Source organism: Croceibacterium ferulae, assembly GCF_003660445.1.
Lineage (GTDB): Bacteria > Pseudomonadota > Alphaproteobacteria > Sphingomonadales > Sphingomonadaceae > Croceibacterium > Croceibacterium ferulae.
On sequence record NZ_QZVQ01000007.1, the window covers coordinates 276,650 to 289,442 of the forward strand.

Consider the following 12,793-nt stretch of genomic DNA (forward strand, 5'->3'; position numbering starts at 1 on the left):
TCTAATCTCCGTTGATCGCCGGCGCCGTTTTCAGCTCGGCCAGCTTGTCCTTCAGCTCGGCAACGAGCAGTTCGATATCGCTGCCGTCGATGGTGTCGGCATGGGCGGCAGCGACCGCCGCGCGTTCCGACGATCCCAGCCCTTCGGAAATCACCGCCAGCGGCATGGCAAAACCGAACTGGCGCCGCAAGGCGGGCAACACATCCGCCAGACGGTCTCCATCGACGAGAACAAGATCGTGCGGAGCACTTATCCCCTCCCCGGTGACCGCGTCCACGCTGGCCTTTTCCAGTTTCCAGCCTTCCTGCGCCACGGCCGCCTCGATGGTGGCCGAGGTGTCTGCGTCCGCGCCAACCAGCAGGATGCGGCGTTCCGTGGCGAGGGCGTAGCGGTTGAGTAGCCCCTTGAGCCGCTGCCAGTCGACCGGCTTCGCCAGGTGATCGACCGCCCCCATCGACAAGGACAGGGCACGTTCGCGGGCCGCAGTGACCATCACCACGGGAACGGCCTGGAGCTCGGGATCGGCCTTCAACGTGCCAAGCACCGACCAGCCGTCCACCTGCGGCATCATCACGTCCAGCATGATCGCACTGGGGCGAACGCTGCGGGCGAGCGCAATGCCTTGCTCCCCATCGGCCGCAGTGACGACGTCGAAGCCTTCCCGGCGCAAAAACCGGTCCAGCAATTCGCGCATCTCGTGTTCATCGTCGATCACCAGGACCACCGGGGCGGTTCCGCCCGGCGCGGTACCGTGGGTGTCGGCATCTTCCGCCTTCTGGTCGGGCAGCGTCTCCAGCGGCACACGCAACCGGAAGGTCGAGCCCTTCCCCACTTCGCTCTCCACCTCGATAGTACCACCCAGCCGTTCGGCAAAGCCGCGCGTCAGGGCCAGCCCCAACCCGCTGCCACCATAGCGGCGGGTCACGGAATTGTCGGCCTGCACGAAGCGTTCGAACAGGCGGGCGAGCTGCTCCGGCGTCATGCCGATCCCTGTGTCGGACACGGCGAAGACAAGCGTGTCCTCGTCCCGGCGCGCGCTGATCGTGACCGTGCCATTGCTGGTGAACTTCGCTGCATTGCTGACGAGGTTGAACAGGCACTGGCGCAGCTTGACGACGTCGGAGGTGATCTCGCCGAGCGAGGAAGTCAGATCGACGACCAGCCGATTGCTGTTGCGCTCCACCAGCCCGGCCGCCGTGTCCGCCACGGTGCGGACCAGCGCATCCGCGTCCACCTGCTCCAGATACAGCTCATCCTTGCCAGCTTCGATCTTGGAAAGGTCGAGCACCGAATTGATCAGTTCCAGCAAGTGGCGGGCGTTGGCGGTGATCTTGCCCAGATCTGCCCGCACCTCGTCCGGATCGACCGCCTCGAGATCCTCTTCCAGCATCTCGGCATACCCGATCACGGCACTCAGCGGAGTACGCAGTTCGTGGCTCATATTCGCGATGAACTGGCTCTTGGCGAGAGCGGCCTGCTCCGCCCCCTCCTTCGCCGCGGTCAGCGCGCGCTCATCCGCCTTGCGCGCGCTTATGTCGTTGTGAACGCCGACCCATTCGGCGATCGTGCCGTCCTCCGCCATCGGCGCGGCCCGGGCCTGCATGTCGACATAAATTCCATCGCGCCGGCGCACGCGATGTTCCACCTCATAGGCGGTGTTCGCCGCCGCCGCGGCCCGCCACGCTGCCAGCGATCCCGCCCGGTCATCGGGATGGATCGCCTCCAGCCATCCGTAACCGATCATCTCCTGGGTGGTCTGGCCGGTGAACGCCCGCCAGCGCGGCTGGTCCTCGACAAAGGAGCCCCGGCTGTCGGCCGTCCACACGATCGCGGCGGTCGCCTCGATCAGGGAGCGGAACCGGGCCTCGCTCACGCGCTTGTCCCGTTCCACGCGACGGATCGCGGCGCGGGAGCGGGCATAAACCCGCGCCCGCCACGATGCGCTCACAAGGGCGACTGCCCCGATCGCACCGATTCCAAGTCTCAGATTGCGGCTCAGGCCCTCGTCGCTGACGCTCATGCCTGTCCAAACGCCCGATCACGTTATCGGTCCCTGCGGAAAGATGCGGAACACCGGCGGTATGCTGTAGTTGAGATCCGCAACACGGGGAATTATCGTTGAACGTCGATCAGGTGGCATCATTCGGCATTATCGGTGCCGTGGTCGTTCTGCTGATCTGGGACAGATTGCGGTACGACGTGGTGGCGATACTCGCGCTGCTCGTCAGCGTGGTGATCGGGCTCGTACCCGCGGACGAGGCGTTTGACGGCTTTGCCGATGACATCGTCATCATCATCGCCTCGGCCCTGGTGGTCAGCGCCGGCATCGCGCGATCGGGAATCGTGGATGTGGTGATCCGCCCCATCGCCGGCTGGCTGAGCACATCCGGCCGGCAGATCATCGGGCTGGGCACGGCGGTGGCCCTGCTGTCGGCCGTGATGAAGAACATCGGCGCGCTGGCGATCTTCATGCCGGTCGCATCGCAGCTTGCGCGGCGGCACGGTACCAAGCCGCATTATCTGCTGATGCCAATGGCTTTCGCCTCCCTGATGGGGGGCCTGATGACGCTGGTGGGGACGTCGCCGAACCTGGTGGTCAGCCGGGTGCGGCAGGACATTGTGGGGCAGCCATTCGGCATGTTCGACTACCTTCCCGTGGGCCTCGGCATCACGATCGCCGGCATGCTGTTCCTGTCGGTCGGCTGGCGCCTTCTGCCTGCCGACCGGCAGGGCTCAAGGCCAGCCGAGGACGCTTTCTCCGTCGAGGACTACGTGTCGGAACTGCGGCTGAGCGAAACCTCGACCTTCGTTGGCCGGACCGTTGCCGAGCTGGAGAAGCTTGCGCCCGGGGAGATCCGCGTGGTGGGCATCGTGCGCGAGCAATATCGGCGGCTTGTTCCGGACCCGGACTGGTCGATTTCGTCGGACGATGTGCTGGTCATCGAAGGAGATGCCCCCGCCCTGCAGCGCGCGATCGTGGGTGCCGGTCTGCTGCCGGTCGCCAGGCTCGAGACCGGCAGGGACGAATCGGCCATCGCGGAAGCCGTTATCCAGAAGGGATCCCCGCTGATCGGGCAGACCCCGCATGCTGCCCGTCTTGGGGACGTGTTCGGGCTCACCGTGCTGGCGCTCAGCCGGAAGGGTCATCAGGCACGGCGCCGGCTGGGTCGCGTGTCATTCCAGGAAGGCGATCTGCTGCTGTTGCGCGGCTCTGAGGACGGCCTTGGCGATCGCCTGATCTCGGCCGGCCTGTTCCCCCTAGCGGAGCGGCGGCTTCAGATCGGGCAGCGCCGCTCCCTCTGGGTCCCCGGCGGCATCATCGCTGCAACCATCATCGTGCTTGCATTCCAGATCGTGCCTGTAGCCATCGCCTTTCTGGCGGCGGCAACCGCCATGATCGTCACGGGTGTGCTGAAACCGGAAGAAGCCTACAATACGGTGGAATGGCCGATCCTGGTCCTGATCGGCGCCCTCATTCCCGTCAGTGCCACGCTCGAAACCACAGGCGGCAGTGCGCTTATCGCCAGTGGATTGTCCCAGATCGCCAGCGGGTTGCCACCCTTCGCGATCATCGCGCTGGTCATGGCGGCGGCGATGGCGGTGACGCCGTTCCTCAACAATGCCGCCACCGTGCTGGTGATGGCCCCCATCGGCGCCACCATGGCCCAGCAGCTCGACCTGCGGCCTGACGCCTTCCTCATGGCGGTGGCCGTGGGCGCGGGGAGCGATTTCCTCACCCCCATCGGCCATCAGTGCAACACGCTGGTCATGGGTCCGGGCGGGTACCGGTTCGCTGATTATCCGCGGCTGGGTATTCCTCTGTCGCTGATGATCCTGGTCCTGGGCACCGCGCTCATCATGCACTTCTGGCCGCTGTGAGCACGACCGGATATTCCGCGCGGCCTTCGCAAACCTTGCACTCCGCCTTCCCGAACGACTGATCCCCCACATGCTCGCAACCGCAGCCTGGCGCGAACGCCTGCACCTTACTGGCTCCGTTCAGGCCGTGCTCTTCTGCTGCCTCGGCGTGCTGTTGTTCGCCTGCATGGATGCGACCATCAAATATCTGGCGATGCGGCACGACGTTCCGATCATCGTTGCCGTGCGCTATCTGGTGAACTGGCTGCTGCTGGTGGCGATCGTCGGCCCGGTCTGCCGGGGCCGCCTGGTCCGGACGCATCGGACGGGCCTCGTCCTCGTCAGGGCCTGCAGCCTGGCAGTCGCCTCCCTGCTCGTGGGACTGGCGCTGCAGCGCATGCCGGTGGCGGAAACGACCGCCATCAACTTCCTCGCCCCCATGCTTGTCGTCGTGGTTGCAGGACCATTGCTCGGCGAAAAGGTCGGAGCAGCGAGCTGGGCTACGGCATTGATCGGGTTTGGCGGCGTGCTGCTGATCGCGCGGCCGGGCAGCGGTCTGGAACTGACCGGGCTTGCCTGTGCTCTGGCCGCGGTCGGCGCGAACGTTGCCTACCAGCTCCTGTCCCGAACCCTGGCGCGCACCGAACGGACGACTGCCCTCCTCTTCTACGCCGCCCTGGTCGGTACCGTCATCTTCGGCATCATGGGACTTTGGCTGTGGGAGGGTGAGTTCGCAACCGGTCTCGAGCTCGTCCTGTTCCTGAGCCTGGGGGTTTACGGCGGGCTAGGCCACTACCTCTTCACGGCCGCCTACCGTCACGCCGACGCCTCCGTCCTGGCGCCGCTCAGCTATCTGCAGCTGTTCTGGGCCGGTCTGCTGGGCTGGCTGATCTTTGGCCATCTGCCGGACTGGCTCAGCGTCATCGGGATGATCCTGATCGCAGGCTCCGGAGTGGGCGCGGCGATCCGGCGCTAGGTCGCGAGCACCCGTCCAGCGCTCAGCGTCCTGCCGACCGCGTCGCGCCACCCGCTGGCGAGCCGTCGGCGGCTGTCGGCATCCATCCGGGGACGGAACACGTCGCCCCGCTGCCAGGTTCGGGCGAGCGCATCCAGGTCGGGCCAGATGCCGGTGGCCAGGCCCGCATGGAAGGCGGCCCCCAGCGCGGTGGTCTCCAGCTGGGCGGGCCGCTCCACCGGTACGTCCATCATGTCGGCCATGAACTGGCACAGCCAGTCATTGGCCGCCATCCCCCCGTCCACCCGCAACGTTTCCGGGTTGGCGGCCCCATCGGCGACCATCGCCGCGGCAAGATCCATGGACTGGTATCCGACCGCCTCCAGCGCGGCGCGCGCGAGGTGCGCCTGCGTGGCGCCCAGCGTCAGCCCGAAGATCGCGCCACGGGCATCCGGATCCCAGTGGGGCGCGCCCAGGCCGACAAAGGCCGGCACCATGTAGACGCCGTGATTGTCGGGAACCTGGGTCGCCATGTCGTCGGTCTGGCTGGCGTGGGTGATCACGCCAATCCCGTCGCGCAGCCACTTCACCGCCGCTCCGGCCACGAAGATCGATCCTTCCAGCGCGTAGGTCATCTGCCCGCCCAGTCGGTAGGCCGGCGTCGTCAGCAGCCGGTTGTTCGACCGGATTGCATCCGATCCCGTATTCAGCAGCATGAAGCAGCCTGTGCCATAGGTCGACTTGACCGTACCGGGCGCAAAGCAGGCCTGGCCGAACAGCGCCGCCTGCTGGTCCCCCGCCATGCCTGCCACCGGGATGGCCGCACCGAACAGATTGGCCGCCGTGGTGCCGAAGATGCGGGAATTGTCGTGCACTTCAGGCAGCAGCGCCACGGGCACCCGGAACAGGCGGCACAGCTCTTCATCCCAGCACTGGTCATGGATGTTGTAGAGCATGGTGCGCGCCGCGTTGGTGACATCGGTCGCATGGACAGCGCCGCCCGTCAGCCGGCACAGCAGGAAGCTGTCGATCGTGCCCATGGCCAGCTCGCCCCTCTCCGCGCGGGCGCGCGTACCGGGCACGTGATCCAGGATCCAGCTGAGCTTGGTGGCGGAAAAATAGGGGTCGATCAGCAGGCCGCTGCGGGCGCGCACATCGGCCTCGACCCCATCCTCGTTCAGCCGGCGGCACCATTCGGCGGTGCGGCGGTCCTGCCAGACGATGGCGTTGTGGATCGGCTCGCCCGTGGCGCGATCCCAAACCACCACGGTTTCGCGCTGGTTGGTGATGCCGATGCCGGCGATTCCGGCCGCGCCCACTCCGCTTCGCTCGATCGCGGACCGTGCGGTCGCCAGCGTGTCACGCCAGATCGTCTCTGGATCGTGCTCCACCCAACCGGGTTGCGGGTAATGCTGCCCGAACTCCACCTGCGCGATGGAGACCGGGCGCGCCCGCGCATCGAACACGCTCGCGCGGGTGGAGGTGGTCCCCTGGTCGATCGCCAGGATGTGGGTTGGCCGGCTCACGCGCTCGCTCTCCTGCCTGATATGGCGCGCATTGCGGCACACCCTGCCTTACGGGCCGGAAAGAGGCGCAGGATGCCAACGCCCGCACGGCACCCGAAGGATGCCGTGCGGGCGGGCCGGTCTTTCAGAAAGCGAGAACCTGGCGGTTCGCCGCGGGCGTTAGCGGTCCCGCTCAGCCCGCTTGCGATCGGCCTTGCGTGCCCGGCTGACAGCAGCCGCACGCTCGCGCGCGCGCCGTTCCGACGGCTTCTCGAAATGCTGCCGAAGCTTCATCTCGCGGAATACGCCTTCGCGCTGAAGCTTCTTCTTGAGCGCCCGGAGCGCCTGGTCGACATTGTTGTCACGAACGATGATCTGCATGAGTCGCCTTATGACTGCTTTGGATCGGATGCAAGACTCGCCCCTTAGGTCAGCAACGACCGGGACACGAGCCCAAAAACGTCGCAGGTACACGCTTTGGGTCCCGCAAATCGGTCTGCCCGGGGCCCAGAGCAAGCTTCGACGTACGGACGAGCGAAAGTTTGAACCCGCTTTCCTGTCGAGCGTTGTGGCGGTGAACAGCACATTTCCAGAGGCCTTCCCCCATGCGCTACAACACTCTTGGCCGTACCGGCCTGTTCGTGTCCGAGCTCTGCCTTGGCACGATGACATTCGGCGAGAGTGATGAAGGGATGTGGGCGAAGATCGGCCAGCTCGGCCAGGACGAGGCCGACACGCTTGTGCGAACTGCGGTAGAGGGCGGGGTCAATTTCATCGACACCGCCGATGTCTATGCCGACGGCCGCTCGGAAGAGATTACCGGCCAGGCCATTCGCAACCTCGGTCTGAAGCGGGACGAGATCGTCGTGGCGACGAAAGGCTTCGGTGCGACCGGCCTGGGGCCGAACGCCCGCGGCAATTCCCGCTACCACCTCATCGATGCCTGCAAGGCGAGCCTGAAGCGCCTTCAGCTCGACCATGTTGACCTCTATCAGATCCATGGCTTTGATCCGGTGACGCCGATCGAGGAAACCCTGCGCGCGCTCGATACCCTCGTACAGCATGGCCATGTCCGCTATGTCGGCGTGTCGAACTGGGCCGCATGGCAGATCACCAAGGCGCTCGGCATTGCCGAGCGGCTCGGCCTGCACCGCTTTGCATCGCTGCAGGCCTATTACACACTGGTCGGCCGCGAACTGGAGCGGGAAATCGCGCCGATGCTCCTGTCCGAAGAGGTCGGGCTGATGGTCTGGAGCCCGCTCGCCGGCGGTTTCCTGTCCGGCAAGTACAGCGCAGGAGACCCTGGCGACGGCCGCCGTACAGCGTTCGACTTCCCGCCTGTGGAGCCGGCCCGCGGCGATGCCGTGATCGCGGCCCTCCGGCCTATCGCCGAAGACCGGGGAGTGTCGGTGGCTCGCATTGCCTTGGCCTGGCTGCTGCATCAACGGGCAGTGACCAGCGTCATCGTCGGCGCCAAACGTCCCGACCAGCTGGCAGACAATCTGGGCGCCACCGAGATCGACCTGACCGCAGAAGAACTCGCCGCGCTGGACAAGGTCAGCGGGCTTCAGCGGGAGTATCCCGGCTGGATGCTGGAGCGCCAGGGTCAGATGCAGCGGGATCTACTCGCCCAGCGGCGCTGAGCAGAAGCGTTCGCAGCCAGCAGGTCGTCGCCGTTTCAGAGCTGGAACGGGGCAGCACGTTCAGCTGTCAGGCAAAGCCTCCAGCGTCTCCGACACCCGTCTGCGAAGGGCCTGATCGCGGGTGATCTCCAGGATCGCGCTCAGGCTGGCCCGGGCAGCGCTCACATGGTCATCAAGAAGTTCAAGCCTCCCGCGCTCCCACCATGCATGCACGGTCGCAGGCGCCATGATCGTCATGCGGGCATAGAGTTCGAGGGCGCGCCTTCCCTGCCCCGCCTGTTCGGCACGGGACGCCTGGTTCTGGAGCAGGCGGACCAGCACCGATCGGTTGGGCATTGCTGCAATGTGCGTGACTGCGCCGGGTATCTCGCCGGACCTCTGGACAAGCGAGGTGAGCCGGCCTGCGTCGACCCGTACGCCGCCTGCAAACGGGTCGACGATGACGGGATCGGCCTCCGCTCCCAGAAGGACAAGAACGTGACCAGGGACGTCGAGCGCATCCGCGGTCCACCCCACACGCCGCGCCACGGCAACCCACAGAATCGAGAGGCTGACCGGCAGCCCTCGGCGGCGATCGAGAACCCGCAGCAGATCGGCATTGTCCGGATGATCGTAGCTGTCCGCATCACCGGCGAAGCCGAACTCACCGGCGAGCACCATTGCGAGGACATCTGCCCGTTCGGCCGGCGCCGTGACCCCGCGACCCGCAACACCGACCCGCGTTTCCATTTCGTCTAGGAGCTGGCGATAGGGAGCGAGGTCCACACCGGGATGGTCCAGCAGCGCCAGCGTCAAGGCAGCTTCGTCAAGGCGGATCTCCCCGTCTTCGACAAGGCCAAGATGGGTCAGGTCGTCGGTCATGCCACGAAGATGGGAACGGGGTCGGCCGAAGTCGACCCGAACGGGGCCGACCAGTGCCTGATCGTCGGCCACCTCCGCCCAGCCTTGCGTTGCGAGCCGGGAACGGCGGCGCACCCCGTCCCGCGCATGCTCCAGTGCCACCGCGACGTCACAGTCCAGCCGTAACGGCTCCGCAGGGGCAGCGCCATCGGGGAACACACACACATCATGTCACGCCACCTGCGCACACTGCGGCTGCTGCTGCCATTCATCACTTTCACGCTGCCGCTGGCGCAGTCTGCCTTCGCTCAGGCGATCATGCCGGATGCCTCCGTCATGGATCAAGGCGGGATCGCCCATCCCGCTGCCCTCGATGCCACGCTCATCCTGCTCGGGTGAGCGAGCCGGCATCGCTGGCGATGAACGATGTCCAGGTCGTCGGCTCCCACAACAGCTTCAAGGCCCGGATCCCTGCCACTGTCATGGCACGTCTGCGGGCGATGGAACCGAAGCTGGCCGACGGGCTCGACTATTATCACCTGTCATTGGCGGAGCAGCTGGACGCCGGCATCCGCCAGTTGGAGCTGGACATCTTCGCAGACCCGGATGGCGGGCGCTATGCCGATCCTGCGGGCGAGGCATGGGCGCGCGATACCGGCGAGGCGACCGGCTTCGACCGCGAGGCGATGCTGGCGCCGGGCTACAAGGTCCTGCACATCCCGGACGTCGATTACCTCAGCACCTGCGCCTCGCTGACGCAGTGCCTCACGCAGATCGACGCCTGGTCGCGCGCCAATCCCGATCACCTGCCGATCATGATCACGCTGAACGCGGCCGACCTGCCGTCCGGTCGCCCCGGCATCACCGACCCGCTGCCGCTGAACGATCCGGCCCTGCTCGACCGGCTGGATGCGGAGGTGCGCGCGGTTCTCCCGGCCGGGCGGTTGATCACCCCGGACGAGGTGCGCGGCACGGCGGCGTCCTTGCGCGACGCCGTGCGGGGGACGGGCTGGCCCGCCCTCGACGTGACTCGCGGTCGAATCTACCTTGTGCTGGATGTGCGTGGCGCGGTGGCGGATGCGTACCGGGCCGGGCACCCGGCGCTGGCCGGGCGGGCGATGTTCGGCTGGTACCCTGACGGTCAGCCCGAAGCCGTCCTCCAGATCGTGCAGGACCCGCTTGTAGACGGCGCGCAGATCCGGCGCTGGGTAGAGGCCGGCATCATCGTACGCACCCGCACCGACGCCAACACCGCCGAAGCGCGGTCGGCCGATCATGCCAAGGCGCAGGCGGCCATGGACAGCGGGGCACAGGCAGTCAGCACCGACTATTATCCGGGCGCGCCCGATCCGCTGCGGGCAGGCTTCACCGTCACGCTGCCCGATGGCGCAATGGCGCGGTGCAGCCCGGCGCGCGTGCCCCGCGGATGTCCTCTGGAGCCGTGACAGGCCGGTGGCGCACCCGACCACCATGCGCAGCCGCAAGGCAGAAGATGCTGGCGCCCCCCCTCCGGCGGGGGCACAGTGCACCAGCAATCGGAGCAGCAGATGTCCTTCTCGCTATATGAGGCCGTGATCCCTTCCTATCGCCAGATCCTGGGTGCGCTCGAGCAAGTGCTGCATAAGGCCGAGATCTTCTGCGAGGAACACGACATCCCCCACACGGCGATGATCGACGCGCGGCTCGCCCCGGACATGCACCCGCTCGGTTATCAGGTGAAATCCTGCGCCGTGCATTCGATCGGCAGCATCGAAGGCGCGCGCGCCGGAAGCTTCTCGCCCGACAGGAATGCCTGGCCGACCGACTTTGCCGGGCTGCGCGGTGTCCTGCAGGGCGCTGACGCCCGGCTCGCCACCCTCGACCGGGAAGCTGTCGACGCGCTGGCCGGGGTGGACGTGGAGTTCACCAATGGTGAAAGGAGACTGCCGTTCACAGGCGCGAACTTCTTCCTCTCTTTCTCGCAGCCGAACTTCTATTTCCATGCGACGACAGCTTACGCGATCCTGCGGGCGCAAGGCCTGGCGATCGGCAAGCGCGACTTCCTGGGAGTGCCGCGCCTGAAATTGCCGTAGGTTTTCCGCCCATTGCACCTTTCCCGATCCCCACACTTCATGCCAAGGTCCGGTCACCGAAATGGCAAGCTCCGATCACGGGAGCAGCCGCGCATGGGAGAGCCGGGAATGATCAGCCGCCGCCATCTGCTGGGGAGCGCTGCGGCGCTATCGCTCACCCTGCAGTTCAGCCCCGCTCTCGCGGCCTCGCCCGGGCGCGAGCAGATCCTGGAGACCATGCGCCGGGCGACCCGCTTCATGGTCGAGGATCTCGCAACCAATGGCGGCTATGTCTGGTCGTACCTGCCCGACCGGTCGCGCCGATGGGGGGAGATCGAGGCGACGCCCAGCATGATCTGGGTCCAGCCTCCGGGCACCGCCACCATGGGGCACCTGTACCTCGATGCCTATCACGCGACCGGCGATGACTACTATTACATGGCGGCCGAGCAGGTCGCCGGCGCGCTTGTCGCCGGACAGCACCGCTCGGGCGGGTGGAACTACTTCATCGATTTCGCCAGTCCGGCCGCGACGAGGCACTGGTACGAGACGTTGGGCGCGAATGCCTGGCGGATGGAGGAATTCCAGCACTATTCCGACAATGCCACCTTCGATGACATGGGCACGTCGGAAGCGTCGCAGTTCCTGCTGCGCCTCTACCTCGAGAAGCGGGATGCGAAGTACCGGCCCGCGCTCGACAAGGCGATCAGCTTCGTCCTCGACAGCCAGTACCCGATCGGGGGCTGGCCGCAGCGCTGGCCCTATGATCCGTCCTACCCCGATTACCAGCGCTACATCACCTTCAACGACGATGTGGCGGCCGAGAACGTCAAGTTCCTCCTCATGATCTATCAGGCGCTCGGCGATGCGCGGGTGCTCGATCCGATCGTGCGCGGCATGAACCTGTATCTGGTGACGCATCTGGGATCGCCGCAGCCCGGCTGGGCGCTCCAGTACACGCCGGACGATCTGCGCCCGGCGGGCGCGCGCACTTATGAGCCCAATGCACTCCACACTCCCACCACGGCGAGCAATGTCCGCCAGTTGATGGAGTTCTACCGCCTGACCGGGGAGACCAAGTTCCTGGCCCGCATCCCGGAAACGCTCGACTGGCTGGAAGGTCTGCGCCTGGCGGAGCCGGTGAAGGGGCGCGATTTCCCGACCTTTGTCGAGTTCGGGAGCAACCGGCCAATCTACGTCCACCGCCGCGGCTCCAACGTGGTCAATGGCGAATATTACTGGGACTACAGCCCGGAAGCGACCCTTGGCCATTATTCCGGCTCGGCATCGATCAACGTCCCCGCGCTGCGACGGGAATATGAAGAGGTCCGCAACATTCCGCCGGCCGAACTGGTGGCAAGCTCGCCGCTTTACGGATCCGCTGCACAGCCGCTGCCGCGCTACTTCGTGAGCGGAGGCCACACCGGCTCGGACCTCAATGCCGGGGACACCGATGCCAGCGTCGCGCAGCTCACGCGGTCGCTCAACCGCGAAGGCTGGTGGCCGACCGAACTGCGCGCCACCAGCAACCCCTACCGTGGCGACGGCCCGGCCGATCCGGTGGCGGGCGATTATCGCACGACCCATGTGGGCGACCCGTCCGATACCTCGCCCTACACCACCGATCAGCCTGTCACCGGCATCTCCACATCGGCTTATATCGCCAACATGGCGCGCCTGATCGCGGCGCTGGAAACGGAGCGATGAGCATGAACAGGATCATCCCCCTCCTGCTGGCATATGCCACCTGCGCCTGCTCCCCCTCTGACACCGCCGATCGGGAAGCGGAGGCGGGCGCTCCCGTCCGCGTGGCCAGCAGCGGCAAGACGGATGTGCCCCTCGCCGAGGTACCGGCGCAAGTGCTGGCCGCCGCGCGTGCCGCCCGCGCCGGCTTCACCGCTGCCGAAGCGCAAGCGGAGACGCGCGACGGGCGCCGTTACT

The 12,793-nt window shown here is 66.5% G+C and carries 12 protein-coding genes; 8 read left to right on the plus strand and 4 right to left on the minus strand.

Going from position 1 to position 12,793, the window contains the following annotated elements; all coding sequences use genetic code 11:
* Position 1: 1 nt before the first annotated feature.
* Entirely contained in the window at positions 2-1,948 is a 1,947-nt protein-coding gene (locus tag D5S08_RS10190; protein WP_162301956.1) for an ATP-binding protein, read from the minus strand.
* Positions 1,949-2,118: 170 nt separating this feature from the next.
* On the opposite strand from D5S08_RS10190, the gene D5S08_RS10195 reads away from it, so the two are divergent.
* Together D5S08_RS10195 and D5S08_RS10200 are read left to right on the plus strand one after the other, a co-directional pair.
* The gene (locus D5S08_RS10195) at positions 2,119-3,879 is read left to right on the plus strand and encodes an SLC13 family permease (protein ID WP_121118105.1); all 1,761 of its coding nucleotides are present in this window, start codon (positions 2,119-2,121) and stop codon (positions 3,877-3,879) included.
* Positions 3,880-3,949: 70 nt separating this feature from the next.
* The gene (locus tag D5S08_RS10200) at positions 3,950-4,834 is read left to right on the plus strand and encodes a DMT family transporter (protein ID WP_121118107.1); all 885 of its coding nucleotides are present in this window, start codon (positions 3,950-3,952) and stop codon (positions 4,832-4,834) included.
* Here the strand turns inward: D5S08_RS10200 and glpK are convergent.
* Positions 4,831-6,339 carry a glycerol kinase GlpK gene (glpK, locus tag D5S08_RS10205; RefSeq protein ID WP_121118194.1) on the minus strand — a complete coding sequence of 503 codons (1,509 nt, stop codon included), beginning with the start codon at positions 6,337-6,339 and terminating at the stop codon, positions 4,831-4,833. The two genes, D5S08_RS10200 and glpK, sit on opposite strands and share 4 nt — an antisense overlap.
* A gap of 159 nt (positions 6,340-6,498) precedes the next feature.
* Positions 6,499-6,699 carry a 30S ribosomal protein S21 gene (rpsU, locus tag D5S08_RS10210; protein ID WP_121118109.1) on the minus strand — a complete coding sequence of 67 codons (201 nt, stop codon included), beginning with the start codon at positions 6,697-6,699 and terminating at the stop codon, positions 6,499-6,501.
* A gap of 224 nt (positions 6,700-6,923) precedes the next feature.
* Here rpsU and D5S08_RS10215 point away from each other — a divergent pair, with 224 nt between their 5' ends.
* Positions 6,924-7,961 carry an aldo/keto reductase gene (locus tag D5S08_RS10215; RefSeq protein ID WP_121118111.1) on the plus strand — a complete coding sequence of 346 codons (1,038 nt, stop codon included), beginning with the start codon at positions 6,924-6,926 and terminating at the stop codon, positions 7,959-7,961.
* A 60-nt stretch (positions 7,962-8,021) separates the two neighbouring features.
* Here the strand turns inward: D5S08_RS10215 and D5S08_RS10220 are convergent, their stop codons facing one another.
* Positions 8,022-8,822, minus strand: a complete 801-nt coding sequence (locus tag D5S08_RS10220) for a SirB1 family protein (RefSeq protein ID WP_121118196.1) — start codon at positions 8,820-8,822, stop codon at positions 8,022-8,024.
* 207 nt (positions 8,823-9,029) lie between these two features.
* Between D5S08_RS10220 and D5S08_RS16690 the strand changes: the two genes are divergently transcribed.
* From D5S08_RS16690 to D5S08_RS10240, 5 genes are all read left to right on the plus strand, one after another.
* Positions 9,030-9,200: a hypothetical protein gene (locus D5S08_RS16690; RefSeq protein ID WP_155522969.1), complete on the plus strand. Its 171-nt coding sequence runs from the start codon at positions 9,030-9,032 to the stop codon at positions 9,198-9,200.
* Positions 9,197-10,246 (plus strand): Ca2+-dependent phosphoinositide-specific phospholipase C, encoded by a 1,050-nt coding sequence (locus tag D5S08_RS10225; RefSeq protein ID WP_241557338.1) that lies wholly within the window; start codon positions 9,197-9,199, stop codon positions 10,244-10,246. Before D5S08_RS16690 ends, D5S08_RS10225 begins: the two co-directional genes overlap by 4 nt.
* Positions 10,247-10,348: 102 nt before the next feature.
* Positions 10,349-10,873, plus strand: coding sequence for a DUF1993 domain-containing protein (locus D5S08_RS10230; RefSeq protein ID WP_121118200.1), 525 nt, complete (start codon positions 10,349-10,351; stop codon positions 10,871-10,873).
* Between the two features lie 108 nt (positions 10,874-10,981).
* Complete coding sequence (locus D5S08_RS10235; RefSeq protein ID WP_121118113.1) at positions 10,982-12,559, plus strand: pectate lyase; 1,578 nt, start codon at positions 10,982-10,984, stop codon at positions 12,557-12,559.
* Between the two features lie 2 nt (positions 12,560-12,561).
* On the plus strand, positions 12,562-12,793 hold a 232-nt coding region (locus D5S08_RS10240; RefSeq protein WP_206610315.1), incomplete at its 3' end, for a hypothetical protein.